This is a genomic window from Amycolatopsis bartoniae, assembly GCF_014191255.1.
GTDB classification, from domain to species: Bacteria; Actinomycetota; Actinomycetes; order Mycobacteriales; family Pseudonocardiaceae; genus Amycolatopsis_E; species Amycolatopsis_E bartoniae.
Genome location: NZ_JACHWH010000001.1, coordinates 27,051 through 51,510 on the forward strand (window position 1 = coordinate 27,051; position 24,460 = coordinate 51,510).

27 protein-coding genes are annotated in these 24,460 nt (G+C 70.4%); 12 read left to right on the top strand and 15 right to left on the bottom strand.

All coding sequences use genetic code 11. The features are described from left to right. Nucleotides 1–223 precede the first annotated feature (223 nt). From FHX82_RS00145 to FHX82_RS00160, 4 genes are read left to right on the top strand one after another with little or no spacing between them, the layout of a single operon-like run. On the top strand, nucleotides 224–649 hold the full coding sequence (locus FHX82_RS00145; RefSeq protein WP_145937252.1) for a PPOX class F420-dependent oxidoreductase: 426 nt from the start codon (nucleotides 224–226) through the stop codon (nucleotides 647–649). 55 nt (nucleotides 650–704) lie between these two features. Then, nucleotides 705–2,096, top strand: coding sequence for an FAD-binding oxidoreductase (locus FHX82_RS00150; RefSeq protein ID WP_183176409.1), 1,392 nt, complete (start codon nucleotides 705–707; stop codon nucleotides 2,094–2,096). A gap of 31 nt (nucleotides 2,097–2,127) precedes the next feature. Then, nucleotides 2,128–2,400: a type II toxin-antitoxin system Phd/YefM family antitoxin gene (locus FHX82_RS00155; RefSeq protein ID WP_183176410.1), complete on the top strand. Its 273-nt coding sequence runs from the start codon at nucleotides 2,128–2,130 to the stop codon at nucleotides 2,398–2,400. Beyond that, entirely contained in the window at nucleotides 2,400–2,798 is a 399-nt protein-coding gene (locus FHX82_RS00160) for a type II toxin-antitoxin system VapC family toxin (protein ID WP_145937254.1), read from the top strand. Before FHX82_RS00155 ends, FHX82_RS00160 begins: the two co-directional genes overlap by 1 nt. Here the strand turns inward: FHX82_RS00160 and FHX82_RS00165 are convergent. The 6 genes from FHX82_RS00165 to FHX82_RS00190 all read right to left on the bottom strand — a co-directional run bounded on the left by FHX82_RS00165 (nucleotide 2,795) and on the right by FHX82_RS00190 (nucleotide 6,960). Then, nucleotides 2,795–3,499 (bottom strand): DedA family protein, encoded by a 705-nt coding sequence (locus FHX82_RS00165; protein WP_145937255.1) that lies wholly within the window; start codon nucleotides 3,497–3,499, stop codon nucleotides 2,795–2,797. The two genes, FHX82_RS00160 and FHX82_RS00165, sit on opposite strands and share 4 nt — an antisense overlap. A gap of 43 nt (nucleotides 3,500–3,542) precedes the next feature. Continuing rightward, nucleotides 3,543–3,839, bottom strand: coding sequence for a hypothetical protein (locus FHX82_RS00170; protein ID WP_145937256.1), 297 nt, complete (start codon nucleotides 3,837–3,839; stop codon nucleotides 3,543–3,545). Between the two features lie 5 nt (nucleotides 3,840–3,844). Next, on the bottom strand, nucleotides 3,845–4,876 hold the full coding sequence (locus tag FHX82_RS00175) for an FAD-dependent monooxygenase (protein WP_145937257.1): 1,032 nt from the start codon (nucleotides 4,874–4,876) through the stop codon (nucleotides 3,845–3,847). Next, nucleotides 4,869–5,126 (bottom strand): hypothetical protein, encoded by a 258-nt coding sequence (locus FHX82_RS00180; protein ID WP_145937258.1) that lies wholly within the window; start codon nucleotides 5,124–5,126, stop codon nucleotides 4,869–4,871. Before FHX82_RS00180 ends, FHX82_RS00175 begins: the two co-directional genes overlap by 8 nt. Before the next feature lie 83 nt (nucleotides 5,127–5,209). Beyond that, a complete protein-coding gene (gene nagA / locus FHX82_RS00185; RefSeq protein WP_145937284.1) occupies nucleotides 5,210–6,334 on the bottom strand; it encodes an N-acetylglucosamine-6-phosphate deacetylase in 1,125 nt (374 codons plus the stop codon). 53 nt (nucleotides 6,335–6,387) lie between these two features. Continuing rightward, on the bottom strand, nucleotides 6,388–6,960 hold the full coding sequence (locus tag FHX82_RS00190) for a SigE family RNA polymerase sigma factor (RefSeq protein ID WP_145937285.1): 573 nt from the start codon (nucleotides 6,958–6,960) through the stop codon (nucleotides 6,388–6,390). Between the two features lie 134 nt (nucleotides 6,961–7,094). Here FHX82_RS00190 and FHX82_RS00195 point away from each other — a divergent pair, with 134 nt between their 5' ends. Then, complete coding sequence (locus FHX82_RS00195) at nucleotides 7,095–7,370, top strand: YciI family protein (RefSeq protein ID WP_145937259.1); 276 nt, start codon at nucleotides 7,095–7,097, stop codon at nucleotides 7,368–7,370. Between the two features lie 16 nt (nucleotides 7,371–7,386). On the opposite strand, the gene FHX82_RS00200 is transcribed toward FHX82_RS00195, so the two are convergent. Further along, nucleotides 7,387–8,262: an SDR family oxidoreductase gene (locus tag FHX82_RS00200; protein WP_145937260.1), complete on the bottom strand. Its 876-nt coding sequence runs from the start codon at nucleotides 8,260–8,262 to the stop codon at nucleotides 7,387–7,389. Nucleotides 8,263–8,313: 51 nt separating this feature from the next. After that, nucleotides 8,314–9,243, bottom strand: a complete 930-nt coding sequence (locus tag FHX82_RS00205; protein ID WP_145937261.1) for an aldo/keto reductase — start codon at nucleotides 9,241–9,243, stop codon at nucleotides 8,314–8,316. Nucleotides 9,244–9,296: 53 nt separating this feature from the next. On the opposite strand from FHX82_RS00205, the gene FHX82_RS00210 reads away from it, so the two are divergent. Next, nucleotides 9,297–10,124 (top strand): LLM class F420-dependent oxidoreductase, encoded by an 828-nt coding sequence (locus tag FHX82_RS00210; RefSeq protein WP_145937286.1) that lies wholly within the window; start codon nucleotides 9,297–9,299, stop codon nucleotides 10,122–10,124. A 65-nt stretch (nucleotides 10,125–10,189) separates the two neighbouring features. After that, nucleotides 10,190–11,218 carry a class II fructose-bisphosphate aldolase gene (gene fbaA / locus FHX82_RS00215; protein WP_145937262.1) on the top strand — a complete coding sequence of 343 codons (1,029 nt, stop codon included), beginning with the start codon at nucleotides 10,190–10,192 and terminating at the stop codon, nucleotides 11,216–11,218. Here fbaA and FHX82_RS00220 read toward each other — a convergent pair. Beyond that, nucleotides 11,193–12,311, bottom strand: a complete 1,119-nt coding sequence (locus tag FHX82_RS00220; protein ID WP_145937263.1) for a hypothetical protein — start codon at nucleotides 12,309–12,311, stop codon at nucleotides 11,193–11,195. The genes fbaA and FHX82_RS00220 overlap by 26 nt on opposite strands. Nucleotides 12,312–12,411: 100 nt before the next feature. Between FHX82_RS00220 and FHX82_RS00225 the strand changes: the two genes are divergently transcribed. Next, on the top strand, nucleotides 12,412–12,825 hold the full coding sequence (locus FHX82_RS00225; protein ID WP_145937264.1) for a DUF3151 domain-containing protein: 414 nt from the start codon (nucleotides 12,412–12,414) through the stop codon (nucleotides 12,823–12,825). Between the two features lie 19 nt (nucleotides 12,826–12,844). Here FHX82_RS00225 and FHX82_RS00230 read toward each other — a convergent pair whose 3' ends face one another. After that, on the bottom strand, nucleotides 12,845–14,068 hold the full coding sequence (locus tag FHX82_RS00230; RefSeq protein ID WP_145937265.1) for a lipase family protein: 1,224 nt from the start codon (nucleotides 14,066–14,068) through the stop codon (nucleotides 12,845–12,847). Nucleotides 14,069–14,135: 67 nt separating this feature from the next. On the opposite strand from FHX82_RS00230, the gene FHX82_RS00235 reads away from it, so the two are divergent. Beyond that, complete coding sequence (locus FHX82_RS00235; protein WP_145937266.1) at nucleotides 14,136–14,786, top strand: TetR/AcrR family transcriptional regulator; 651 nt, start codon at nucleotides 14,136–14,138, stop codon at nucleotides 14,784–14,786. A gap of 119 nt (nucleotides 14,787–14,905) precedes the next feature. Next, nucleotides 14,906–16,756, top strand: a complete 1,851-nt coding sequence (locus FHX82_RS00240) for an FAD/NAD(P)-binding protein (RefSeq protein WP_145937267.1) — start codon at nucleotides 14,906–14,908, stop codon at nucleotides 16,754–16,756. On the opposite strand, the gene FHX82_RS00245 is transcribed toward FHX82_RS00240, so the two are convergent. Both FHX82_RS00245 and FHX82_RS00250 read right to left on the bottom strand, forming a co-directional pair. Next, nucleotides 16,731–17,357 (bottom strand): HNH endonuclease family protein, encoded by a 627-nt coding sequence (locus FHX82_RS00245; RefSeq protein WP_145937268.1) that lies wholly within the window; start codon nucleotides 17,355–17,357, stop codon nucleotides 16,731–16,733. The two genes, FHX82_RS00240 and FHX82_RS00245, sit on opposite strands and share 26 nt — an antisense overlap. Nucleotides 17,358–17,437: 80 nt before the next feature. Next, nucleotides 17,438–18,118, bottom strand: a complete 681-nt coding sequence (locus tag FHX82_RS00250; protein WP_229880744.1) for a hypothetical protein — start codon at nucleotides 18,116–18,118, stop codon at nucleotides 17,438–17,440. A 41-nt stretch (nucleotides 18,119–18,159) separates the two neighbouring features. Here FHX82_RS00250 and FHX82_RS00255 point away from each other — a divergent pair, with 41 nt between their 5' ends. Next, the gene (locus FHX82_RS00255) at nucleotides 18,160–19,446 is read left to right on the top strand and encodes an adenylosuccinate synthase (RefSeq protein WP_145937269.1); all 1,287 of its coding nucleotides are present in this window, start codon (nucleotides 18,160–18,162) and stop codon (nucleotides 19,444–19,446) included. Here FHX82_RS00255 and FHX82_RS37940 read toward each other — a convergent pair. Beyond that, entirely contained in the window at nucleotides 19,439–19,879 is a 441-nt protein-coding gene (locus tag FHX82_RS37940) for an OsmC family protein (protein WP_373308623.1), read from the bottom strand. The genes FHX82_RS00255 and FHX82_RS37940 overlap by 8 nt on opposite strands. Between FHX82_RS37940 and FHX82_RS00265 the strand changes: the two genes are divergently transcribed. Beyond that, nucleotides 19,766–20,677, top strand: a complete 912-nt coding sequence (locus FHX82_RS00265) for an LLM class F420-dependent oxidoreductase (protein ID WP_145937270.1) — start codon at nucleotides 19,766–19,768, stop codon at nucleotides 20,675–20,677. The two genes, FHX82_RS37940 and FHX82_RS00265, sit on opposite strands and share 114 nt — an antisense overlap. Here the strand turns inward: FHX82_RS00265 and FHX82_RS00270 are convergent. Beyond that, nucleotides 20,670–22,322, bottom strand: a complete 1,653-nt coding sequence (locus FHX82_RS00270; RefSeq protein ID WP_145937271.1) for a Na+/H+ antiporter — start codon at nucleotides 22,320–22,322, stop codon at nucleotides 20,670–20,672. The genes FHX82_RS00265 and FHX82_RS00270 overlap by 8 nt on opposite strands. A 69-nt stretch (nucleotides 22,323–22,391) precedes the next feature. Then, nucleotides 22,392–23,918 carry a DHA2 family efflux MFS transporter permease subunit gene (locus FHX82_RS00275; protein ID WP_145937272.1) on the bottom strand — a complete coding sequence of 509 codons (1,527 nt, stop codon included), beginning with the start codon at nucleotides 23,916–23,918 and terminating at the stop codon, nucleotides 22,392–22,394. Nucleotides 23,919–24,460: the final 542 nt, after the last annotated feature.

Below are 24,460 nucleotides of genomic sequence, written 5' to 3' on the forward strand. Positions count from 1 at the left end.
GTCATCACTCTCTTCACACGCTTAATTGGCCGCTGCAACTAGTTGCCTTAAGCAAGGATGCACCCGAAGTGGTTGGTTGCGCCACTCAAATAACTGTCCTGTGTCGCAAAACACTTTAGTTGACCAAGGCAACTGAATTACTCTCGGGTGATCTGTCCGGTTCGCACCGTTCACCCTCTCCGCATGTTCCCGAAGCTAGCGCGGGGGTACGACAATTCCCGGCATGACGGCTGACTCCGCTCTCCTCAAGCTCCTCGCCGACCGCCCCTTCGGCGTCCTCGCCACCATCCGGCGGGACGGGCGGCCTCAACTATCCAATGTCACCCATTTCTTCGACACCGAAACCAACCGCATCCTGATCTCGGTGACCGACGGCCGCGCCAAGACCCACAACCTGCGCCGCGACCCCCGTGCCACCTACCACGTCAGCAGTGTGGACGGCTGGTCCTACGCGGTGGTCGAGGGCACGGCGGAACTCGCTCCCGTCGCGCGCGACCCGCACGACGAGACGGTGGAGGAGCTCATCACGCTGTACCGGAAGATCGCGGGCGAGCACCCTGACTGGGACGAGTACCGCGCCGCGATGGTCGCCGACGGACGGCTCGTGCTGCGCATCCCCGTCGAGCGGATCATCGGTTCGGCAAGGTGACAAAGTTCGGAAACTTTTTTCCGCTTTGTGGACTGCCCGGTTCTACGATGGATGCATGGGCAACGACGCACTGCTGACGAAACTCCGCGAAGCGCTCGGGAAGGACGCCGTCCTGACCGACACCGACGTCACCGAAAGCTACTCGCGCGACATGATGCCGCTGGCTCCGTCCGGGCGGCCGTTGGCGGTGGTGCTGCCCTCCGACGTCGAGGGAGTCCAGGCGACGGTGCGGGCCTGCGCGGAGGCGAAGGTGCCCATCGTCCCGCGCGGCGCCGGCAGCGGGCTGTCCGGCGCCGCGAACGCGATCGACGGCTGCGTGGTGCTGGTGATGACCAGGTTCGACCGGATCCTGGAGGTCGACCCCGGCAACCGGCTCGCCGTCGTGCAGCCGGGCGTGGTGAACCTCGACTTCCGCAACGCGGTGGAGAAGCACGGGCTGTTCTACCCGCCGGACCCGTCGAGCTACGACTGGTGCACCATCGGCGGCAACCTGTCCACCAACGCGGGCGGGCTGTGCTGCGTGAAGTACGGCGTGACCACGGACGCGGTGCTGGGCCTGGAGGTCGTGCTGGCGGACGGCTCGGTGCTGAAGACCGGACGGCGGACCGTGAAGGGCGTGGCGGGCTACGACCTGACCAAGCTGTTCATCGGCAGCGAGGGCACGCTCGGCGTCATCACGCAGGCCACGGTGGCGCTGCGCCCGCTGCCCCAGGCGCCCGCCACGCTCGTCGCCGGGTTCGACGACACCGAGAAGGCGGGCGAGGCGGTCACGCGGATCGTGCGCGAGGGCCTCGTGCCGTCGCTGATGGAGATCATGGACGCCAGCTCCATCAAGGCGGCCGAGCACTACCTGAACACCGACCTCGGCACCGGCGACGAGTGCCAGGCGCTGCTGCTGTGCCAGTCCGACTCCGGCGGCGAGGTGGCGCGCCGCGAGCTGGCTGTGATCGAGCAGATCTGCAACGACTGCGAGGCGACGATGGCCTACGCCACCGACGACCTCGAAGAGGGCCGGATGCTGATGCAGGCGCGGCGCGTCGTGCTCACCGCACTGGAGGAGTACGGCATCTGGCTGACCGACGACGTGTCCGTGCCGCGGACGCGCATCGCCGAGCTGATCCTGGGCTGCCAGCGGATCAGCGACGAGGTCGGGCTGCGGATCGCGGTGGTCGGACACGCCGGCGACGGCAACATGCACCCGACGATCGTCTACGCGCCGGGCTCGGAGGAGGAGTTCCAGCGGGCGCGCAAGGCGTTCGACGACATCCTGGAGGTGGCGTTGTCGCTCGGCGGCACGATCACCGGGGAGCACGGGGTGGGGCGGATCAAGCGCGAGTGGCTGGAGCGGGAGATCGGCCCCGTGGGAATCCGCGTGCACCGGCAGCTCAAGCAGGCGCTGGACCCGGAGAACCTGTTCAACCCCGGCTCGATGTTCTCGATGGCGTGAACGTACTACTTTTGCGTAGTACACTGGCTTCGTGACCGAGGTGCCAGTGCGCGAGCTCAACCAGGACACGGCCGGTGTTCTCGCGCGCGTGAAACGCGGCGAAGAGGTCGAGATCACCGAGCGCGGCAAGGTCATCGCTCGCCTCGTTCCCGCGCAGCCGAGTCCGGTGTCCGCGCTGATCGCCAGCGGCAAGCTGCGGCCACCCACGGTGACCAGCCGCATCCCGCGGCCCGCCGGGCCGGTGAGGACCGATCAGGAGGCAGGCGAACTCCTGCGCGAGATGCGCGACGACGAGCGGTACTGATGATCTATCTCGACACGGCTGCCCTGGTGAAGCTGATCCGGCGGGAGCCGGAGAGTGACGCGCTCGCGGACTGGCTCGACGAACGGAGTTCGACACTGCTGGTCTCCTCGGCGCTCGCCGAGGTCGAGCTGCCGCGGGCGCTCCGGCGGACCGAGCCGGAACTGCTCCCCGGCGTACCCGCGCTGCTCGGCCGGATCGGCATCTACGAGATCGACGAACTGGTCCGGAGCACGGCGGCCGGTTACCGCACACCCGAACTCCGTTCGCTCGATGCGATCCACCTCGCCACGGCACAGGCGATTTTCGGCGAGCAGCTGAGCAGCTTCGTCACCTACGACCGGCGGCTGCTGGCCTGCGCGGACGCGGCCGGGCTGCCGACCGCCGCGCCGGGGACCTAGCGGTCGATGCGCGGGATCCGCTGCGTGACCTCGGCGTCGGTCTCGGCGGCTGGGGCGTGGCGCTTCTCGCGGCGGTTGCGGGCGTACTCGACGATCAGCGGCACCACCGACACGAGCACGATCAGGATGAAGATCGCCTCGATGTTGTTCTTGATGAACGAGATGTTGCCCAGCACGTGGCCCAGCGCCGTGATGCCCGCGGCCCACAGGATGCCGCCGATGATCGTGTACGTGAAGTACTTCTTCGCGTCCATCCGGCCGACGCCCGCGATCCACGTGATGAACGTGCGCACGAACGGCACGAACCGGGCCAGCACGACCGCCTTCGGGCCGTGCTTCTCCAGGAACGCGTGCGTCTTGTCGACGTACTCCTGTTTGAAGAACCGCGAGTCGGGCCGTTTGAACAACGCCGGCCCGGCCTTGTAGCCGATGAAGTACCCGACCGCGTTGCCGAGCAGCGCCGCGACGCTCACCACCAGGCACACCAGCCACAGCGGGGTGTGGATCGAGCCCTGCGCGACGAACAGGCCCGCGGTGAACAGCAGCGAGTCACCGGGCAGCACCGGGAAGACGCTGCTCTCGATGAAGATGACCAGGCACAGCCCGACGATGACGTACGCGCCGAACTGGGTCAGCAGGTACTCCGGGTTGAACCACTTCGGCATCAGGGCAAGCGTGGTCGTGGTCTCGGCGAGGATCACACCGACAAACGGTACAGGGTGACCCTGTGTCGCCTCTGTGGGCTCAGAACAGAGTCATCAGGCCGATCACCGCACCGGTCGCCAGCCCGAGGAGCGCCGCGAGCAGCAGGACCCAGTACGCGGGCAGCGGACCGGCGGGCAGCTTGGGCCGGATCGCGGGATGACGCACGGTGGGCGGTTCGAGCGCGGCCCGCTCGCGCTCCAGCGCCTCGCCCCCGACACCGGACAGCAGGCCGTACTGGGGTGGCACGCTCGGCGCACGATCGGTGGGCGGCGCGCTCCTCGCCTGCGCGCGCAGCGCCTCGGCCAGCAGGCGCTCCGGGTCCGGACCATCGCTCACCCACTTCAGCTTAGTCGGGGCGGCGACCAGTCCCAGACCCGTGCGGTGCTCCGCCGCACGGCCGCTTCCGGAAGCCATCGGGTGGTCAGGGCCACCAAACCGTGGACGAGCGGGTTCGGCGAGACGGCCGTTTCCCCCTTGCGCCGGGCGGTGTGCGCGATCATCCGCGTGCGGGGCAGGCGCTCGCGGTCGTAGCGGGCGAGTGCGGCGGGTACTGGCTCGTCGCGCAGCGCCGCGGCGAGGGTGACCGCGTCCTCGATTGCCTGGCACGCGCCCTGACCGAGGTCGGGGGTCACGGCGTGGGCGGCGTCGCCGAGCAGGACGACGTTGCCGTGCACGTAGCTCGGGAGCGGGCCGAGGTCTAGGATTTCGTTGCGCAGCACGGTTTCCGTGGCCGCGAGCAGCTCGGGGATCGGCTCGTGCCACGTCCGCACCGCTTCCGGGCCGTCCGCGCGTGAGCCGAGCGCCCAGCAGGCCCGGCCGCCCGGAAGCGGGTGGATCATGAAGTACCGGCCGCGCCCCAAGGTGAAGCTGCCCTCCACCTCGACGCCCTCGGCGACACCGCGCCAGGCCGTGTACCGGCGCCGTGGCTGGGGCGCGTCCCAGAGCAGGTTCCGAAAGGTGCTGTGTACCCCGTCGGCCGCGACGACCAGGTCCGCGTACGGGACCGCCGTCACCCGCCGCCCGGTGCGGATGACATCGCCGGGGAGTTCGCCGAGCAGCACCCGGTGGAGTTCGGCGCGGTGGAAGGCCGCGAGCGGGACGTCGCGGCCTTCCCGGAAACGCCGCAGGTACCGACCCGACGGCAGCCGCTGATTGCCCGTGACCTGGGAGAACGCGGCGTGCTCGCGCACCCGGTCACCGATGCCCAGCTCGTCGAGCGCGCGCATCGCGTTGGTGGCGAGCGACAGCCCGGCGCCGACCTCCTTCAGCTCGGCGGCCTGCTCCAGCACCTCGACCGACCAGCCGATGCGGCGCAGGGCGATGGCCGCCGTCAGACCGCCGATGCCCCCGCCCACCACGACGGCCTCAGGCATCGCCGGGTCCCTTCGCTTGCTCGAACACGCCGGCCATCCACGAGAACGCCCGGTCGGCGTCCCGCAGCCGCGCCGGATCGGGCCCGGCGAGTTCGAGCCCAGCCCTGGCGAGCTGCCCGAACGAGGCGAGCGACGCGATCCGCGCGCGGATCACCCGCTCCCACGCGTGGTCCTCCATCCGGAAGTACGTGGTGCGCTCACCGCGACCGGTGCGCTTGCTGACCAGACCGGCGCCGACCAGCAGCCGCATGTTGCTGGTCAGCGACGCGCGGCTGGCTCGACCCAGTCGAGCACCTGCTCGCTCATGCCGGCAGATGCCAGTCCCGACTGGCATCAAGTCAACCACTCACCGCCACGCAGGACGCGGGACGGGCGCAGGTCGTCGTCGAGGATGACGATGTCCGCGGCCAGGCCGGTCTCCAGCGAACCGGTGCGGTCCTCGATGCCGAGCAGCTCCGCGGGCCGTCCGGAGGTCGCGCGCACCGCGTCGGGGATGCTCAGGCCCGCGCCGCGCACGAGGTTGCGGAACGCGACGTCCATGGTCAGCGTGCTGCCCGCGAGCGAGCCCGTCTCCGCGAGCGTGGCCACGCCGTCGTGGACGTCGACCTCCAGCCGCCCCAGGTGGTAGCGGCCGTCGGCGGCGTCGGTGGCGGACATCGCGTCGGTGATCAGCACCGTCCGGCCGCGACCCGCGTGCGTCGCGGCCAGGCGCAGGACCGTCGGGTGGACGTGCACGAGGTCGCAGATCAGCTCGACCGTGACGCGCTCGTCGTCCAGCAGCGCGCCGATCGGGCCGGGTTCGCGGTGGTGCAGCGGGCGCATCCCGTTGAACAGGTGGGTGCCGACGGTGGCGCCCGCGTCGATCGCGGGCCGGATCTGCTCCTCCGTGCCGTCGGTGTGCCCGATCGCGGCGATCACGCCGGACTCGGTGAGCTGGCGGACCGCCCGCACGCCACCGGCCAGCTCGGGCGCGATCGTCACCATCCGGACGTGCCCGTGCCCCGCGCGCAGCAGCGCGTCGACCGACGCCGTGTCCGGCTCCAGCAGCACCGCCGGGTCGTGCGCGCCGCAGCGGGCCTCGGCGATGAACGGGCCCTCCAGGTGGATACCGGCCAGCTCGCCGTCCTCGACCAGCTCGCGCAGCGCGGCCAGCTGGTCGACCAGCGAGCGGATCGGCTCGGACACCAGGCTGGCCAGCATGGTGGTGGTGCCGTGGCGGCGGTGCGCGGCGATCGCGCGCGCGATCTCCTTCGAGTCCGCGCTGGAGAACGAGCCGCCACCGCCGCCATGGCAGTGCGTGTCGACGAAGCCGGGGACGACGAGTCCACCGCCCAGCTCGACGTGGTCACCCGGCGGCGGGGTGCCGGTGCCGATGCCAGAGATCCGCCCGTCGGCGACGGCCAGCCAGCCGTCGTCCACGAGCCCTTCGGGGAGCGCCAGCCTGCCGCCGGTCAGCACGAAGTCCGTCACGCGCTCCAGCGTACATTGGTCTAAACCAAACACGGCAGGATTCAGCCGCTCATGGCCTTCTGAAGCGATTCAAGTGCCCGGCTCGCCGTCGACTTCACCGTGCCCTTCGAGATGCCCGCCGCCTCGGAGATCTCCGCCTCCGACAGCCCGCCGTAGTACCGCAGCACCAGCACCTCGCGCTGCCGCGGCGGCAGCTTCGACAGGGCGCTGACCACGGCCTGGTGCTCGTTGGACAGCATCGCGAGGCTCTCCGCCGAGCGCGCGTTGACCGCGTGCGGCGGGACGTACTCGCGGGCCGTCTTGCGCCGGCGCAGCACGCTGCGCGACCCGTTGACCACTGCCGTCCGCAGGTAGCCGACCGCCGCCTGGGCGTCGCGCAGCTTCCCCCAGTTGCGGTACAGCCCGGTGAACGCCTCCTGCACGACGTCCTCCGCCGTGGCGGGTTCGTCGACGAGCAGGATGGCGAGCCGCACCAGTCGCATGCGGTGGGTCCGGTAGAGGTCTTCGAGCGTCAGTGGTGCGGCGGGCTGTGCCGGCGCCTGTTCCACTCCGTCGATCGTGCGCAAGTGCCCGAGCGTCCGCTCGACGCTGCGCTCCGCGCTGCCTTCCGGCATGTAGTCCTGCCCGTCCTCGACCTTCGTCTGCACATGTCCTCCACGCGCGCCCAGGGTATCGGGTTGCACCGGGAACCCACACCGCGCGCACGGGTAGCGTGCGGGCAGAAATCGGAGGACGCGGAGGTAACGGGATGGCCTGGTTCCTGGTGGAGACGCGCTACGCGCAGGACAAGTACCGCGACGTGCGGCCGAGGCACCGGGAGTACCTGCTCGAACTCGCCGAGCAGGGTGTGGTCGCGGTCGCGGGCCCGCTGGCCGACGACACGGGTGGCGTGATCCTCGTCCAGGCCGACGACGAGGCGGCGCTGGAGAAGGTGCTCGACGCCGACCCGTACCACGTCGAAGGCGCGCTGGAGAGCCGGACGGTGCGCGAGTACAAGCCGGTCCTGGGCTCCTGGGTGCGGTAGGAGCCCAGGACGCAGTTCAGCGGGTCGCCGCGCGCCCGCCGTGGCCAGTGATCGCCGCCTCGCGGGAGCCGCGGGCCTTGATGTCCTCCAGCGCCGCCTTGTCGGCCGCCGGGATCAGCCGCCGGGAGCCCAGCTCGATGATCGGCGGCAGGAACGACCGCAGCAGCTTCAGCGCCAGCACCCACTTCGGCACGTGGATCGTCCGCGCGCGCTTCAGCACGCCGGCCTCCAGGTGGTCCAGCGCCACGTCCAGCGGGTACGTCTTGCCCATGGGCCCCATGGAGGCCCGCAGCTTGCCGAACACCGGGTGCGCGTCCGCGCCGTCCACCAGGTCGGTGCGGATCCACGTCGGGTGCGCGACGCCGACCTTCACGCCCAGGTGCGCGACCTCCGCGCGGAGGCTGTTGCAGAACGCCTCCACCCCGGCCTTGGCGGCGCAGTAGTTCGCCATGCCGGGCGCGTGGGTGATCGCCGCGAGGGACGAGATCGCCAGCAGGTAGCCCTTGCGCTCGATGACGTGCGGCAGCGTGACCCGGAAGGTCCGCCACACGCCGAGCAGGTCCACCTCGAACACCTTCTCGAACGCCTCGCGGTCGACCGACCGGACGAAGCCGGTGGTGGCGATGCCCGCGTTGGCGACGACGATGTCGATTCCGCCGAAGTGCTCGACCACCCCGGCCGTCGCCTTTTCGAGCGCGTCCCAGTCCGTCACGTCGGCTTCCCAGGCGTGCGCCGCGTCGCCGATGCGCTCCGCGACCTTGCGCTGCTCCTCGACTTCGAGACCGACCAGAGCGACCTTCGCGCCCTGCGCGGCGAGCCGTTCCGCGAGCCCGGCCCCGATGCCGCGCGCAGCTCCGGTGATGAGCACGACCTTGCCCTTTACATTGGCCATGACCAGCACCGTACCTCAACCTACCGGGAGTAAGCTACTCCTGAGTAAGCGCTACGCGGACGCCTCGGCGAGTGCTGCGAGGTCCGCCTGGCTCAGGCGCAGCTCCACCGACGCGATCAGGTCCGACAGCTGTTCCACGGTGCGTGCGCTCGCGATCGGGGCGGCGACCGTCGGCTGCGCGGCCAGCCACGCGAGCGACACCGCGGCCGGGGTGGTGCCGTGTGCGGCGGAGATGTCGTCGAGCGCCTCCAGCACCCGCTCGCCGCGGTGGTCCAGGTACGCGACGGCGCCCTCGTTGCGCGGGCTGCCGGTGTCCGTCTCCCGTGAGCGGTACTTGCCCGTCAGGAAGCCCTTCGCGAGCGAGAAGTACGGCAGTGTCGAGAGCCCTTCCTGCCGCACCAGCGGCAGCAGGTCCTGCTCGTAGCCACGCTCGACCAGGTTGTAGTGCGGCTGCAGCGCGACGTACCGGGCGAGGCCCTCGCGGTCCGAAATGGACAGTGCCTCGGCCAGCCGCTCGGCGGTGTAGTTCGACGCCCCGAGGTAGCGGACCTTCCCCGCGCGCACCAGCTCGTCGAACGCGCCCAGCGTCTCTTCGAGCGGGACGTCCGCGACGTCCCGGTGCGCGTAGTAGAGGTCGATGTGACCGGTTCCCAAGCGCCGCAACGAGTCCTCGGCCGCCTCGCGGATGTTCTTGGCGGACACACCCGGCCGCTTCGGCCAGCTGCCCACCTTCGTCGCGATGACCATGTCGTCGCGGCGGCCGCGTTTGGCGAGCCACCTGCCGATGATGGTTTCGGACTCGCCGCCGGAATTGCCGGGAGCGCGGTGCATGTACGAATCGGCGGTGTCGACGAAGTTGCCGCCCGCCGCCGCGTACGCGTCGAGCACCTCGAAGGACTGCTGCTCGTCAGCCGTCCAGCCGAACACGTTCCCGCCCAGGTTGAGGGGGTAGACGTCCAGGTCGCTGTTCCCGATCTTCATGTTTCCCACGCTAATACGGAATGAACGCACGCGCGGGAGCCGTTGTCCCGGACATGGTGAACGCACTCGGGAAACTCGGAATCTGGGCCCACTACAGCCAGGTCGGCGACGACGTCGCCCGTGAGGTGGAGCAGCTCGGCTACGGCGCCGTCTGGCTCGGCGGCTCCCCGCCCGCGGAGCTCACCGACGTCGAACGGATCCTCGACGCCACCGAACGGGTCGTCGTCGCGACCGGCATCGTCAACATGTGGACCGCCGACGCCGCGCCGGTCGCGGAGTCGTACCACCGGATCGCGGCGAAGCACCCCGGCCGCTTCCTGCTCGGGGTCGGCATCGGGCACCCCGAAGCGGTGCAGGTCTACCAGAAGCCCTACGACAAGATCGTCGAGTACCTCGACCAGCTCGACGAGGCCGGCGTGCCGGTGGAGGACAGGGCGCTCGCCGCGCTCGGGCCGAAGGTGCTGAAGCTGTCGGCCGAGCGCACCGCAGGCGCCCACCCGTACCTGACGACCCCGGAGCACACCCGGCAGGCGCGCGAGATCCTCGGCGAGGGCAAGCTGCTCGTGCCGGAGCACAAGGTCGTCCTCGACACCGATCCCGAGCGGGCGCGCTCGATCGGGCGGCCGAAGGTCGCGAACCCGTACCTCAAGCTCACCAACTACGTCAGCAACCTCAAGCGCCTGGGCTGGACCGACGAGGACATCGCGAACGACGGCAGCGACCGCCTCGTCGACGCGCTGGTGCTGCACGGGGACGCGCAGCAGATCGCCGACGGTGTGCGGGCGCACTGGGACGCGGGGGCGGACCAGGTGACCATCCAGGTACTGAACTCCGACCCGCTGCCGGTGTACCGGGCTGTGGCGGAGGTCCTGCTGTCGTAGTGGTCTCGCGGCGGACCCCCTACGATTCGGGCAACAAGGCGAACCACCTGCTAGGAGGACCAACGATGCCCATCGCCACCCCCGAGGTCTATGCCGAGATGCTCGACCGGGCCAAGGGAGGCGAGTTCGCCTACCCGGCCATCAACGTGACCTCGTCGGAGACCCTGAACGCGGCGCTGAAGGGGTTCGCCGACGCGGAGAGCGACGGCATCATCCAGGTGTCCACCGGCGGCGCGGAGTTCGCGTCCGGTCTCAACGTGAAGAACATGGTGACCGGCGCGACCGCGCTGGCCGAGTTCGCGCACGTGGTCGCCGAGAAGTACCCGGTCAACATCGCACTGCACACCGACCACTGCCCGAAGGACAAGCTGGACACCTACGTCAACCCGCTCATCGCGATTTCGCAGGAGCGGGTCGACCGGGGCCAGAACCCGCTGTTCCAGTCCCACATGTGGGACGGCTCGGCGATCGACCTCGACGAGAACCTCAAGATCGCGGCCGAGCTGCTGGAGCGGGCCGCGGCGGCGAAGATCATCCTCGAGGTCGAGATCGGCGTCGTCGGCGGCGAGGAGGACGGCGTCTCGAACGAGATCAACGAGAAGCTGTACACCGCCGAGGGCGACTTCGAGAAGACGGTGGACGCGCTCGGCTCCGGTGAGAAGGGCCGGTACCTGCTCGCCGCCACCTTCGGCAACGTGCACGGCGCGTACAAGCCGGGCGCGGTCCAGCTGCGTCCGGACGTGCTCAAGCGCGGCCAGCAGGTCGCGGCGGCGAAGCTCGGCCTCGCCGAGGGTTCGAAGCCGTTCGAGCTGGTGTTCCACGGCGGTTCGGGCTCGCTGCTGGAGGAGATCCACGAGGCGGTGTCGTACGGCGTGGTGAAGATGAACGTCGACACCGACACGCAGTACGCGTTCTCCCGCCCGATCGCGGACCACTTCTTCAAGAACTACGACGGCGTGCTGAAGATCGACGGCGAGGTCGGCAACAAGAAGACCTACGACCCGCGCAGCTACCTCAAGAAGGCCGAGACCGGCATGGCCGAGCGGGTCGTGCAGGCCGCGCAGGCGCTCAAGTCGGCAGGCCAGAAGCTCTGACCCGGCTCCTCGTCGCCGTCGCCCACCACGCCGCGGTGACGGCGACGAGGACCACCGGCAGCGTCCAGACCGCGAACGGCGGCGCGGCGCCGAAGCGGGACTGCACCCAGAGCACGCCGTAGCCGAACGCGGCCACGAGCACGCCCGTGAGTACCCCGCGCCGGGCGGCGAGATCCACCGCCAGCCCGACGAACACCAGGTAGAACGGGATCGTCGAGGCCGGGAAGGTGCCCAGCACCAGCAGCGGCCAGATCACCACGCGGTACGCGACGTAGGCCCCCGCGACGGCGGTGGCGGCCCACGCGTGCCCGATGGTGCGCCGCGCCAGCAGCAGCACCACGGCGGACATCCCGATGCCCCACAGGGGATACACCCAGTCCGCGATCGGCATCGTGAAGTGCAGCACCGCGGCGCGGTCCACGGGATGCCCGATCTGCTGCGCCGCGAACTCCAGCAGCGACGGCTCGGCCTCGGGCCGGCCCTGCTCCCACGCCCGCAGCCCCAGGACGCCGTACTCCTGCTGCCCGTTGGGGAAGAAGGCGTTCTCCAGGAAGAACGCCCACAGCCCGGTGAGCACGAGCGTGCGCACGCGGCCCGGCGGGGCGGATTTCAGCCAGCCGTCGATGACCCCGGCGAGCATCACCCCGGTGCCGAAGTACAGCAGCAGGTGCGTCGGGCTCCACGCGGTCAGGTCCAGGCCGTTGACGCGGTGGTTGATCACGTCGAGCGGTGCGGCGATCAGGAACAGCCCGAGCCCCCACTGCATGAGCCGCAGCGAGCGGCGGTCGCAGCCGAGGCCGGTGTAGGTGTGGATCGCCACGAGCACCACGACGATCCCGGTGCCGACGGTGTTGATCAGGTGCGGTGGGGCGAGGTCGTCGCGGATGAACTTGAAGTGCCACGACACGTCCCACGACGAGCCCAGCAGCTTGAAGCCGAACGCGACCAGCCAGGCGGTGTACGCGAAGCGCAGCACCCACTCCGGCGTCGGCTGCCCCGGCGCACCCCGCTGCCAGTGTTCCCGGAAGAACAGCCTGGTCTTCGCCACCGGGCTGCGGGGCACGACGAGCTCCCCCGCGATCGCCTTCGTCATGGGCACATCATGACTTGTCGCTTCGGCGACTTGGACGGGTATGTCCAGAAATCAGGGTTCACCCTGAGGTGGCGTTCCGGGGAAGGGCAGGATGGGAGTCATGACGCACGCGAACCTGCTGGGCCCCGAACCCACCCTGCTGCCCGACCGCCCCGACGCACAGGCCGCACTCGACGCCGGGACCGATCCCGCCGAGGTCGCCGCCGAGCACCCGGACTTCAGCGAGGCGTGGGCGGCACTGGCCGAGCGCGCGCTGGCGGCGGACGAGGTCGTCGCCGCCTACGCCTACGCGCGCACCGGCTACCACCGCGGGCTCGATCAGCTGCGCCGCGCCGGCTGGAAGGGCTTCGGCCCGGTGCCCTGGAGCCACCGGCCGAACCAGGGCTTCCTGCGTGCCCTCGCCGCGCTGGGCAAGGCCGCCCAGCGCATCGGCGAGAACGAGGAGTACGAGCGCTGCCGCACCTTCCTCGCCGACTCGGACGAGGCGGCCGCCGACGCGACCGGCTTGAAGTGAAACGTCAGGCGGACCATCGCTAGAACTCTCCACAGTTGCTAGTGGCGGCGGCGCCGTGCAGGCGCCCGTCCAGCCAGGCGAAGGCGAGGGGGTACGCGGCGACGAAGCCGCCCACGTGCGTCGGTGCGGCGAGCGTGTCGAACTGCACCGTCGCACCTTCCGCGCACCAGTCGCGCGCCATCTGGCGGCCCTGTTCGAAGGGCACGATGTCGTCGAGTGCGGAGTGCGCGACCAGCACCGGCGCCTTCGGCGGGATGGTGCCGATCCGCTGCTCGGCCACCACGGACGCGTACGGCTCCTCGCCGAGGTAGGCGGTGATGGGCCGCCCGTCCGCGGTGAGGTCCGCGGTGCGGGTGAAGGCGTGGTCGAGGATGGCGTCCCCGACGCACTCGTTCTCGACCTGCGCTTCGAGCGCCTTGCCCTTGTCGTTGAGCACGGCGGGGATGTCCAGCTGCGGGTAGGCGGCGTTGATGCTCGCCACCGCGAACATCAGGAAGCCGACCGCGTAGTGCCCGTCGAGGTTCTCGGCGACGGGGGTGAGATCAGCGGGCGGGGCACCGGCGTACGCGCCCTTCAGGTCCAGCTCCGGCGCGTAGGTGCCCTGCAGCTCGGCCGCGGCCGCGGAGGCGCCGCCGCCCTGCGAGTACCCGGCGATGGCGACCGGTCCGTCCGCGGGCAGGCCCGCCTCGGGCAGACGCTGGGCGGCGCGGATCGCGTCGAGCACCGCGTAGCCCTCGGCCTTGCGGTTGACGTAGGTGTGCACGCCGGGAGTACCGAGGCCCTCGTAGTCGGTGACCACCACGGCGTAGCCGCGGGCGAGGAGCCCGGAGATGAACGTGCCCTCGTACTCCTGGCCCACGGCGAGCGCCTTCGACGGGGCGCACTGGTCGCCCATCCCCTGGGTGCCCGCGGCGTAGCTGATGATCGGCCGCGCGCCGGGGCCGGTCCACGGCGCGGTCGGCGTGAGCACGGTTCCGCTGACCGCGATCGGCTGGTCGGCGCTGTCCGTGCTGCGGTAGAGGATCCGCTGCGCCTTCGCCGGCGCGGGCAGGAGCTTCACCGGGTCGAGGAAGAACTGCGCCGCCTGGTGTCGGATGATGTCGCCGGGCGCGCCCGCCGGCAGTGGTGACGGCGGGTCGTAGAAGTCCGTGGCACCGGCCGGTGCCGCGCCGACCGTCAGTGAGGCCAGTCCGATGATCGAAGCCAGTGCTGCCGCGGCTCTGCGGCGGAAGTTGGGTCGCATGCTCGCCCCCCGGTGAGCTAGTTTTCGACAAGATCGTCGGAAAAAGGATCGAGGTGAGAGAGCCCACATGGCAATCCCCCGGAAGCGTGGTCCGGGACGGCCGCGGAAGCTGCCCGTCGAGGAGCAGCGTGCGCTCGTGCTGGCCGCGGCCCGGCAGGTGTTCGCCACGTCGGGCGTCCAGGGCGCCACGATCGAGCAGATCGCCCGGCAGGCCGGGCTGAGCAGGCAGGCCGTCTACGAGCTGTTCGGCGACAAGGCCGCGTTGTTCGAGCAGACGGTGGCCGACCTCGAAGAACAGGCGTACGCCGCGATCGCGGAGCTCGGCTCGGGTGACGCCGACCTCGACCTCAAGTCCTGGGCGCGCAAGAACTACGGCAACCTGTTCGCCTTCGTCGCCGAACACCCCGAGGCCCTGCCGTTGCTGCACGAGGCCGAACGCACGGGTGAGCCCGCGCTGACGCGGCTGCGCGCCCGGCTCGCCGAGGTCTACCGGGAGGCGAGCGGCCGGCGCTGGGCCGAGTTCGGGGTCGAGCCGGGGCGCGCGGACACCGCGCTGGTGGCGATGTACTTCGCGATGGTCGAGGCACTGGTCGGCCTGCCGTGGCCGGACGAACCGCCGGAGCGCGACGCGCTGATCGACCTGCTCACCGAGTTCACCATCGGCGGCGTGCTGCGGCTGTACGGCCAGACTCCGGAAGTGATCGACCGGGTGCGGTAGCTACGGCGTGCGGGGCCAGCCAGGTGGCGTAGGTGGCGAAGCACTCGGCCAGGCAGCCGACCGCGTCCACATCGCGGACACCGCCTCGCGGGCGCGGAAATCGTCGTAACTTCGGAATCATGGCGCCGTGTCACCTCGCGATCGTGGGTGCGGGGCCGCGTGGGGTCGGTGTCCTGGAACGGATTTCGGCGAACGCGGCCGAGCTGCTCGGGCCCGGCGGCCTGGTGGTGCACCTGGTCGACCCGTTCCCGCCGGGACCGGGGCGGATCTGGCGGTACGAGCAGTCGCCGCTGCTGCGGATGAACTCGATGACCGAGGACGTCACGATGTTCACCGACGAGAGCGTGCGGATGGCCGGCCCGGTGCGGCCGGGCCCGTCACTGGCCGAGTGGGCCGACCAGCTACGTGGCGGCGCGCTGCGGCACGAGGTCGCCGAGGACCTGCGGGACGAGCTGGACTCCCTGCTCAGCACGTCGTTCCCGACCCGGCGGCTGCAGAGCGAGTACCTGGCGTGGGTGTACCGGCGGGTGCTCGACGAGCTGCCCGAGGGCATCGAGGTCGTCGAACACCGGGCCCGCGCCGTGCGGATCGAGGAGGGCCGGGTGCACCTGGAGGACGGCGGTTCCGTGCCCGCCGACCTGGTGCTGCTGACCGTCGGGCACCTGGACGCGGACCCGGACGCCGCCGCGGCGGGCCTGCTGGAGTACGCGGAGCAGCACGGCCTGGCCTACTACCCCGCCGGCTACACCGCGGACATCGACTACTCCGCGATCCCGCCCGGCGAGCACGTGCTGGTGCGTGGCTTCGGGCTGGCGTTCGTCGACCTCATGCTGCTGCTCACCGAGGGCCGCGGCGGGCGCTTCACCGAGCGGGACGGCGGGCTCGCCTACACGCCGAGCGGCCGGGAACCCGTGCTGCACGTGGGTTCCCGCCGCGGCGTGCCGTACCACTCGAAGCCCGGATACCGGTTGCGGGGCGAACCCTTGCAGCTGCCGAAGTTCTTCGACGCCGCCGCGATCGAGGCGTTGCCCGACGGGCCACTGGAGTTCTTCACCGACGTGTGGCCGTTGGTGGCCAAGGAAATCGCGTGGGGCTACTACAGCGAGCTGTTCACCGGGCATCCGGAACGGGTGCGCCTCGGTTTCCCCGAGTTCTCCACCCGGTTCGCCGAAACCCCTTGGGACAGCGAGGAAATGCACGGGCTCGTCGGCGAGGCCGTGCCCGCGGAGGAGGACCGGCTCGACCTGAACCGGCTCGACCGGCCGCTCGCGGGCGAGCGGTTCGAGGACGCCGAGCACTTCGGCAAGCACCTGCGCGCGTACGTCGAAGCGGACCTCGCACGGCGCGCGGATCCGGCCTACAGCGCGGATCTCGGCGGTTTCATGGCCCTGTTGTCGGTCTACCACCACCTGCCCGCGCTGGCGCAGTCCGGGAAGCTCGACGCCATCTCCCAGGTGTCCGATGTGGACGGTTGGTTCCACGGGTTCTTCAGCTTCTACGCCAGCGGCCCGCCGCCCCGGCGCCTGCAGGAGCTGCTGGCGCTGGAGCAGGCGGGCGTGGTCTCGTTCGCGGGCGCGGAACTGCGGGTGACCGCCGAGCGCGGCCGGTTCGTCGCGACCACCAGCAGCTTCCCGGGCGAACTGGAGGCCAGGACGTTGGTCGAGGCGCGGCTGCCGAACGCGAGCGTCGGCCTCGCGTCGGACGAGCTGATCCGCTCGCTGCGGGACTCCGGGGAGCTGACCGAAGAGCTGGTCCTCGACCAGCCCTCCGGCCGCATCTCCACGCGGATGACCGACGCCCGGCTGCTCAGGCCGGACGGCACGCCACACGAACGGTGGTTCTCCCTCGGCCCGCACACGAGCGCACGCTCGGCGGCGGCCTTCACCCGGCCGCGGATCAACGCTTTGTCGTTACGTCAGAACGACGCTGTCGCCCGCGAGATCCTCAACAGCGCGCGAGCATGTCGGTGAGCGCGGACTTCTCGGCGGAGTTGACCGTCAGCTTCCAGTGGTACTTCACGCCGATCCACATCTCCGCGTAGGTGCACCAGTAGCTGGTGAGCGGCGGCTTCCACTGGTCAGGTGAAGCGTCGCCCTTCGCCTGGTTGACGTTGTCCGTGACGGCGATCAGCTGCGGGTCCGACAGGTCGTTCGCGTACGCCTGCCGCTGCGCCGTGGTCCACGACGACGCGCCGGTGCGCCACGCGTCGGCCAGCGGCACGACGTGGTCGATGTCGACGTCCGAGGCGGCGGTCCACGTCGCGCCGTCGTACGGGCTGTACCAGCTGCCGGACGTGGGGGCGCAGTCCGAGCCGGTGACGACGTTCTTGCCGTCGCGCTTGAGCACGACCTCACGGGTGTTGCAGCTGTTGCCCTGGTCGATCCAGTGCGGGAACTCGTCGCGCGAGTAACCGGTGAGGCTGCCGTCGGCCTTGACGGTCAGCGAGGCGAGCTCCGAGCGGGCGGTGGTCTCCGAGGGGATGCCGGGGGGCGTGGCGAGCGCGGTACCGGTGAGTCCGGCGGTCACGATCGCGGCGGTGAGCAGGACGGTGAACGTACGGGAACCAGGCATGCGGCGAGCGTGACTGGCTCAGGTGACGAGAACAACACTCGTGAGTGATTTACCGACGTCCGTAGGTTTACGAAGAGTAGTCAGCCCACGCCGCGGACGAGTCGCAGGTCCTCGGTGTGCCGGTACCAGGTCCACCGCGTGACCGCGCGCGGGAACGGCACCCCGTCGCTCATCGGCCGCGTGGGCACGCAGCCCAGCTGGAACGCGCGGCCGGCGAGCGTGACGGGTCGCTTGAACACCAGCCCCTTGACCACCCGCACCGTCAGGCCCGCCCCGCCCTCGGTGTCCGGAGTCACCTCGATCGAGCGAGCAGTCCCACGCAGGGCTACGTCGTCATCACAGTAAGCAACCCCGCGGATGGCGCCGAGTGTGCCTCTGCCCACTAAAACGCCGCCGTTGTCGTCGCGGATGAGCGGCACGGGGTCGACCTCGCCGTTCAGCGCGACCGACAACGCGCGCCCCGGATCGGTCGGCAGACCCCACAGCGCGGCGACCTCCGACGCCGGGTCCGAAGGCACGAAACCGACTCGCACCGAGCCGAGCTTTTCCTTGCGCAGCAAGCGAAGCGCCACCGCGGCGAGATCCGCGTCAGTGCCCGCGACGACGAGCAGGTCGGTGTCCAGCAGCGGGTCGACCTCGTCCTTGCCCGGCCGCTCCCCGACGCGGTGCGCCGTCAGCCCGTCGACCTCCGGCAACACGGGCGCCGACGCTCCGCAAACCAGTACCTGTCCCCGCACGTCGCGGCCCTCCGTTACGCTCATGCACCGGCTTTCCAATCCTCGCCGAATACCTGGAGTGTCACATGCCGGCCATCGTGCTGATCGGTGCCCAATGGGGCGACGAAGGCAAGGGCAAGGCCACCGATCTGCTCGGCGACCGCGTCCAGTGGGTTGTCCGCTATCAGGGCGGGAACAACGCCGGGCACACGGTCGTGCTGCCTTCCGGCGAGAACTTCGCCCTGCACCTGATCCCCTCCGGCATCCTGACCCCCGGGGTGACGAACGTGATCGGCAACGGCGTCGTCGTCGACCCGGGGGTGCTACTGGACGAGCTGGACGGGCTGGAGAAGCGCGACGTCGACACCAGCCGCCTGCTCATCTCGGCGGACGCCCATCTGATCATGCCGTACCACGTGGCGATCGATAAGGTCACCGAGCGGTACCTGGGCAGCCGCAAGATCGGCACCACCGGCCGCGGCATCGGGCCGTGCTACCAGGACAAGGTGGCGCGCGTCGGCGTCCGCGTGCAGGACCTGCTGGACGAGAAGATCTTCCGGCAGAAGGTCGAGGCGGCGCTGGAGTTCAAGAACCAGGTGCTGGTCAAGGTCTACAACCGCAAGGCGCTCGAAGCGGACCAGGTGGCAGACGAGGTGCTGGCGGCGGGCGAGAAGTTCGCGCACCGCATCGCCGACACGCGACTGCAGCTGAACAAGGCGCTGGAGCGCGGCGAGACGGTGCTGCTGGAGGGTTCGCAGGGCACGCTGCTCGACGTGGACCACGGCACCTACCCGTTCGTGACGTCGTCCAACCCGACGTCCGGTGGGGCGAGCGCGGGTTCGGGCATCGGGCCGGGCCGCATCACGACGGTGCTGGGGATCCTGAAGGCGTACACGACGCGCGTGGGCTCGGGCCCGTTCCCGAGCGAGCTGCACGACGAGATGGGCGAGCGGCTGCGCAAGACCGGCGGCGAGTTCGGCGTCACCACGGGCCGCTCGCGCCGCACGGGCTGGTTCGACGCGGTGATCGCCCGTTACGCGGCGCGGGTCAACGGGATCACGGACTACTTCCTGACGAAGCTGGACGTGCTGTCGGGCCTGGAGAAGGTGCCGGTGTGCGTCGGGTACGAGGTGGACGGCTTCCGGACCGAGGACATGCCGATGACCCAGACGGACGTCCACCACGCGACGCCGATCTACGAGGAGCTCCCCGGCTGGTGGGAGGACATCTCGGAGTGCCGCACGTTCGCGGAGCTGCCGAAGAACGCGCAGGCGTACGTCGAACGCCTGGAGGAACTGTCGGGCGCCCGCATGTCGGCCATCGGCGTCGGCCCGGGCCGGGACCAGACGATCGTGCGGCACGAGTTCATCTGAGGTTCGTGGTCACCGGCGTCGGGTTGCGGAACAGGTCCAGCACCGGGCAGTGCTCGTCCACCCGGCGCTTGAGGTCCTCGTAGCGCTCTCGCTCCGCCGGGCCGGTCAGCACGCCGAGCTTCGCCGCCCAGAACTGGTACGTGATCACCTGGCACGAGCCCAGCGCGGCGAGCGCGTACTCCACCGGGTTGGCCGCCACGTCCGTCCCGCTCAGCGGTTGCGGCTCGTCCACCGAGAAGGCGTGGTCGCGCACCCGGCTCCAGCGCTCCCACGTCGTGGGACGCGGAATACGTCCCCACGCGACGCCGTTGCCCGGCGCATGACCATCGGAGTCGCACTCGCCGTTTCCGGCGCGGAGAACTACGTCGACGACATCGTGGAGCTGTCCCGGAAGGCGGCCGCCGCCGGGATCGGGTCGGTCTGGCTGGGGCAACGGCTGGACTACGACGCCGGTGCGCTCGCCGCGATCATCGGGCGGGACGTGCCGGGGCTGCACGTCGGCACGTCCGCCATCCCCATTCCCGGCCGCCACCCGGTGCTGCTGTCGTCGCTCGCCCAGACCGCGCAGGCCGCCACCCACGGCCACTTCCACCTCGGCCTCGCGCTCGGCGCACCCCACCTGATCGAGCAGATCTTCGGCCTGAAGTACGAACGCCCGATCGCGCTGCTGCGCGAGTTCCTCACCGCGCTGCGGCCGCTGCTCGAAACCGGGCAGGCCGACTTCTCCGGCGAACTGCTCACCGCCAGGACCGCGCTGCCCGCCGCGGTCCCCGGCGCCCAGCCGCCCGTTCCGGTGCTCGTCGCCGCGATGGGGCCGCAGGCCCTGCGCGTCACGGGTGAGCTGGCCGACGGCACGCTGCCGTACCTCGCGAGCCCGCGGACGCTGGAGGAGCACATCGTGCCGACGATCACCGCCGCCGCCGAGCGGGCCGGGCGGCCCGCGCCGCGGATCGTCGCGTTCGTCGCGGGCGGCTATGCGTCCGATGTGGACGCTGCTCGCGAGAAGGCGTTGGAGACCATGGCTTTCTACGACCCGATCCCGTCCTACCAGCGCGTGATCAAGCTGGGCGGGGCGTCGCGGGCGGGCGAGCTTGCCGTCCTCGGCGACGAGAAGACGATCACCGACGAGGTGCGCCGGTACTTCGACGCCGGCGCCACGGAGGTCGTGTTCACGCAGCTGGAGCTGGGTGAGCCGCAGCGCACGTTCGAGGTGCTCGGCTCGCTCAGCTGAGGCGCGAGGTCAGGGTGGCCGAAAGCGACAGCTCCTCCAGGTCCAGCTCCCGCAACACCTTGCGCAGGACGTCGTCGTCGAGGTCACCCGCCTCCCGGCATTCGAGCACCGCTTCCCGTTGTGCCAGCAGGAGTTCCCGGCGGGCCCGCACGAACGCCGCGTGCGGGCTCTCCTCGCGTTCCTCGTTCGTCAGGGAGATCGCGGCGACCGCTGCCTGGTAACGGGACTCGACGAGCCCCCGCAGGCGCGCGATCAGCCGGTCGGCGCGCTCCTTCGGAATGTCCAGTTTGGACAGCATCTCGGGCATCAGCTCGTCGAGCCGGTCCAGCGCCGCGTGCATCGCCTGTTCGCGCGCGTACTTCTCCTGCTCCTCGTCGCGCTCCGCCTCGACCTCGGGATCGACGCCGAGGCGGCGGATCAGCACCGGCAACGTCAGGCCCTGGATCAGCAGCGTGCCGATCGCGACGACGAACGCGAACAGCTGGATCTCCTCCCGGCCGGGGAACGGGGCACCGGTGTGGGTCACCAGCGGCACACCGGTGGCGGCGGCGAGCGTGACCACGCCGCGCATCCCGGTCCAGGACAGGATCGCGAAGTAGCGGAACGGCGGCCGCGTGCGTTCGCCGCCGAACAGGCGCATCGCGTGCGGCAGCACCCCGGTCAGGAACACGTACGGGATGCGGACCCCGATCGTCACGAGGAGCACCACGACCGCGGCGACCGCCAGCGTGAGGTTGCTCGCCGCGGCGGCGTCGGTGTTCTCCAGCACGAACGGCAGCTGCAGGCCCATCAGCGCGAACACGAGCGTTTCGAGCAGCACGTCGAGCGACGCCCAGATCGACGAGTCCTGCACGCGCGTGGCGGACCCGGCGTGCAGCGACTGGTTGCCGAGGTAGAGCCCCGCCGCGACGACGGCCAGCACGCCGGACCCGCTGAAATCGGCCGAGAACGGGTGCAGGTGCTCGGCGACCACGTAGACGGCGAACGGCACGATGATGCCGAAGACCGACTCCATCAGCGGGTCGTCGAGCTTGCGGCGGACGAACCCGATGATCACCCCGGCGGCGAGCCCGACCGCGATGCCGAGCACGGCGGCCACCAGGAAGATCAGGAACCCGTGGCCGATCGAGCCCGCGGTGCCGAGCACGGCGGCGAGGGTGATCTTGTACAACGTCAGCGCGGCGGCGTCGTTGACGAGGCTTTCGCCGGTGAGCACGGTCATCAGCCGCCGCGGCAAACCGAGCCGGCGCCCGATCGCGACGGCCGTGACCGCGTCCGGCGGGGCGACGACGGCGCCCAGCACCAGCGCCGACGCGAGGGGGAGCGCGGGCAGCAGCAGGTGCACGACGAACCCGACGACGAACGCGGTGACCACCACCAGCACGACACCGAGCGCGATGATCGGCCGTGAGGCGGCGCGGAACTGGGCGAACGAGCTCTCCAGCGCGGTGGAGTACAGCAACGGCGGCAGCACGAGGGTGAGGATCAGCTCGGGTTCGAGCTCGATCCGCGGCACGCCGGGGATGAACGACACGGCCAGCGCCACCACGACGACCAGCAGCGGAGCGGACAGGTTGTAGCGACGGGCCAGTGCGGTCAGCCCGAGCGCACCGGCGAGGACCGCCATCAGGGTCAGCAGCTGCATGCACTGATCCTTACCCAGGAAAAGCGCCCCCACCCGGCGGGCAGCCGGGTGGGGGCGCCCAGGACGAACTCAGTGCATCGCCGGGGCGATCACCGGCTCCTGGTCGTCGTCCTCCTTGCGCACCGGGGGACGCTTCGGCAGGAACAGGGCCGGCACCAGGCAGACCGCGATCAGCACCAGCGCCCACAGGAACGTCGACGCGAAGGCGTCCGCCGAGGCGCCCGCCGCCGCGTCGTGCGTCTGCGGGTTCATCAGCAGCGCGGTGGCCGTCAGCTGGCCCTGGCTCGTCGGCACGCCGAACTTGCCCGCCAGCAGGCTCGCCAGGATGACCGACATCACGGCGGAACCGATGCCGCCCGCCGCCTGCTGGACGATGTTCATCGTGGTGGAGGCGCGCGCCACCGACCGCTGCGTGAGCGTCTGCAGCGCCGCCGCGCTGATCGGCATCATCGTGAAGCCCATGCCGAGGCCCATCACGAACAGCCCGGCCAGCAGCAGCGGATACGACGTGTCGGCGCCGACCTGCGTGAACAACGCGAGCCCCGCCAGTATCACGATGATGCCGGGCACGACGATCTTGCCCGGCCCGATCTTGTCGGCGAGCCTGCCGCCGATCGGCATGGTCAGCATCGCGCCGAGACCCTGCGGTGCCAGCAGCAGCCCGGCCTGCAGCGCGGACTCGCCCCGCACGAGCACGAAGTACGTGGGCAGCAGGAGCATCGCGCCGAGGAACGCCGCCATGAAGAACGTCAGCGTGATCATGGCGACCGAGAACGTCCTGTCCCTGAACAGCTTCAGGTCCACCAGCGGGTTCGCGATCCGCGTGGCCCGCAGCACGAACGCCGCGATCAGCGCGACCCCGGCCAGCGCGGGCAGCCACACGCCGACCGACGAGACACCACCCGCCGTCGGGACCTTCGACACGCCGAAGATCAGCAGCGCGAGCCCGGGCGAGAGCATCAGGATGCCCGGGAAGTCGAACTTCTCCGCCGGCCGCGGCTGGTCCTTCGGCAGGATCCGCCACGCCAGCAGGAACGCGATCACGCCGATCGGCACGTTGATGTAGAAGATCCAGCGCCAGCTCACCGCGTCGACGAGCCAGCCGCCGAGGATCGGGCCGCCGATGGGGCCCAGCAGCATCGGCACGCCGAGCACGGCCATCACGCGGCCGACGCGGTGCGGGCCAGCCGCCCTGGTCATGATCGTCATGCCCGCGGGCATGAGCATGCCGCCGCCGAGGCCCTGCAGCACGCGGAACGCGATGAGCGACTCGATGTTCCACGCCATGCCGGCGAGCATCGAGCCGAGCAGGAACAGGCCGATCGACAGCAGGTACGGCCGCTTGGTGCCGAACCGGTCGCACGCCCAGCCGGTGACCGGGATAACGGTGGCGAGCGCCAGCATGTAGCCGGTGACGACCCACTGGATGGTGTCGAGGGACGTCTTGAATTCGAGCGTCAACGCCTGCAGCGCGACGTTCACGACCGTGGTGTCGAGGATGGCCATGACGGCGCCGAGCACCACGACGCCGGCGATCTTGAGCACGCCGGAGTCGAGCTTGTCGGAGTCCGCGGGTCTTGGGTCAGCAGTGGTCATGGAGATCCGTTCCCAGTGGCGAAAAAAGGCAAGGCGGCAGCCGAAGAAGCACCGCCGCCTTGCGAAACCCCCTCAACCCGCCGATGACAGTATCGAAACGGAAAAAGCAGACGCTACAGATTTTCGCGGGTGTGCTGATTCGGTCACGTCCCGGTCACCGGCGGCAACGTCGTGTCCGGTCGCTACTGTTGCCGTCAGCCACCGAGCTTCCCCGTGCGGCCGCCGGGGAAGTGCCCCGGCGATCGGCAGGTCGAAAACCTGCCGGCTCGCGGGAAAGGTGGTGAGCCCATGGGCCACAAGCGCCATCGGCGCCGGCCTGGGCCGAGGGCGACGCTCCTGGTCGCCGTCACGCTTCGGATGAAGGTGACGGCGACCGGGGTCGCGGTGATCGCAGTACTGGTGCTCCACGGTTTGAGAGCCCTGCACCAGTTCTGATGCCTCACCCGCCTGGGGCCGCTCCAGTGGGGCGGTCCCAGGTGCCTTCCCTACCGTCGCGGTATGACGCGGTATGACGCACCCTAGCACTGTAGTGCGTCGTGCGA

Coding starts and splice junctions, on each gene's coding strand:
- FHX82_RS00205 (WP_145937261.1), bottom strand. CDS start 9,243: ATGAAGATCGGGAACAGCGACCTGGACGTCTACCCCCTCAACCTGGGC.
- FHX82_RS00190 (WP_145937285.1), bottom strand. CDS start 6,960: ATGCCGGAAGGCAGCGCGGAGCGCAGCGTCGAGCGGACGCTCGGGCAC.
- FHX82_RS00265 (WP_145937270.1), top strand. CDS start 19,766: ATGACCATCGGAGTCGCACTCGCCGTTTCCGGCGCGGAGAACTACGTC.
- FHX82_RS00270 (WP_145937271.1), bottom strand. CDS start 22,322: ATGCAGCTGCTGACCCTGATGGCGGTCCTCGCCGGTGCGCTCGGGCTG.
- FHX82_RS00200 (WP_145937260.1), bottom strand. CDS start 8,262: ATGGCCAATGTAAAGGGCAAGGTCGTGCTCATCACCGGAGCTGCGCGC.
- FHX82_RS00145 (WP_145937252.1), top strand. CDS start 224: ATGACGGCTGACTCCGCTCTCCTCAAGCTCCTCGCCGACCGCCCCTTC.
- FHX82_RS00220 (WP_145937263.1), bottom strand. CDS start 12,311: ATGACGAAGGCGATCGCGGGGGAGCTCGTCGTGCCCCGCAGCCCGGTG.
- FHX82_RS00195 (WP_145937259.1), top strand. CDS start 7,095: ATGGCCTGGTTCCTGGTGGAGACGCGCTACGCGCAGGACAAGTACCGC.
- FHX82_RS00210 (WP_145937286.1), top strand. CDS start 9,297: ATGGTGAACGCACTCGGGAAACTCGGAATCTGGGCCCACTACAGCCAG.
- FHX82_RS00255 (WP_145937269.1), top strand. CDS start 18,160: ATGCCGGCCATCGTGCTGATCGGTGCCCAATGGGGCGACGAAGGCAAG.
- fbaA (WP_145937262.1), top strand. CDS start 10,190: ATGCCCATCGCCACCCCCGAGGTCTATGCCGAGATGCTCGACCGGGCC.
- FHX82_RS00240 (WP_145937267.1), top strand. CDS start 14,906: ATGGCGCCGTGTCACCTCGCGATCGTGGGTGCGGGGCCGCGTGGGGTC.
- FHX82_RS00230 (WP_145937265.1), bottom strand. CDS start 14,068: ATGCGACCCAACTTCCGCCGCAGAGCCGCGGCAGCACTGGCTTCGATC.
- FHX82_RS00160 (WP_145937254.1), top strand. CDS start 2,400: ATGATCTATCTCGACACGGCTGCCCTGGTGAAGCTGATCCGGCGGGAG.
- FHX82_RS00175 (WP_145937257.1), bottom strand. CDS start 4,876: ATGCCTGAGGCCGTCGTGGTGGGCGGGGGCATCGGCGGTCTGACGGCG.
- FHX82_RS00225 (WP_145937264.1), top strand. CDS start 12,412: ATGACGCACGCGAACCTGCTGGGCCCCGAACCCACCCTGCTGCCCGAC.
- FHX82_RS00250 (WP_229880744.1), bottom strand. CDS start 18,118: ATGAGCGTAACGGAGGGCCGCGACGTGCGGGGACAGGTACTGGTTTGC.
- FHX82_RS00235 (WP_145937266.1), top strand. CDS start 14,136: ATGGCAATCCCCCGGAAGCGTGGTCCGGGACGGCCGCGGAAGCTGCCC.
- FHX82_RS00180 (WP_145937258.1), bottom strand. CDS start 5,126: ATGCGGCTGCTGGTCGGCGCCGGTCTGGTCAGCAAGCGCACCGGTCGC.
- FHX82_RS00275 (WP_145937272.1), bottom strand. CDS start 23,918: ATGACCACTGCTGACCCAAGACCCGCGGACTCCGACAAGCTCGACTCC.
- FHX82_RS00245 (WP_145937268.1), bottom strand. CDS start 17,357: ATGCCTGGTTCCCGTACGTTCACCGTCCTGCTCACCGCCGCGATCGTG.
- FHX82_RS00150 (WP_183176409.1), top strand. CDS start 705: ATGGGCAACGACGCACTGCTGACGAAACTCCGCGAAGCGCTCGGGAAG.